Annotated in this window: 1 protein-coding gene and 1 pseudogene; both read right to left on the reverse strand. The window is 54.2% G+C overall.

Annotation, left to right across the window (positions count from 1 at the left end):
- On the reverse strand, positions 1-123 hold a 123-nt coding region (locus ACXJ5O_RS29265; protein ID WP_457302957.1), incomplete at its 3' end, for a DUF779 domain-containing protein.
- Positions 124-191: 68 nt separating this feature from the next.
- Positions 192-586 (reverse strand): annotated as a pseudogene (gene adh / locus ACXJ5O_RS29270) (aldehyde dehydrogenase); the annotation flags it as partial.

The raw sequence follows: 586 nt of genomic DNA on the forward strand, positions 1-586 counted from the left end.
AAAAATAGGTGACGAGCCGTCGCAAAAGCCGCCAGACTGRTGGAACAGAATCGGCCCATACTCCGACTGAAGCGTCGCTATCAGTTCAAGCGCAGCAGGTGTAGCGCTGACTTTATCTTCCATGGTGCTCCCTCCGGCAAATCGTCATCGGTGGCGCAAAAAGTGCCACCGATGTTTATTAGCCTACGATCTTAGAAGAAACCGAGCTTTTTGGGGCTGTAGCTGACCAGCATGTTCTTGGTCTGCTGGTAGTGATCCAACATCTTCAGATGGTTTTCACGGCCAATGCCAGACTGCTTGTAGCCACCGAATGCCGCGTGCGCCGGATAGGCATGGTAGCAGTTTGTCCAGACGCGCCCTGCTTGAATTGCACGTCCGAAGCGGTAGCAAGTATTTGCATCGCGGCTCCAGATCCCTGCGCCAAGGCCATAAAGTGTATCGTTGGCGATCGACAGCGCCTCGTCATTATCCTTGAAGGTCGTCACCGAAACCACGGGGCCAAAGATCTCCTCCTGGAAGATGCGCATGCGGTTATGACCTTTGAAGACGGTCGGCTGGACATAATATCCACCCGCCAGATCACCGG

Source organism: Phyllobacterium sp. P5_D12 (assembly GCF_054049495.1).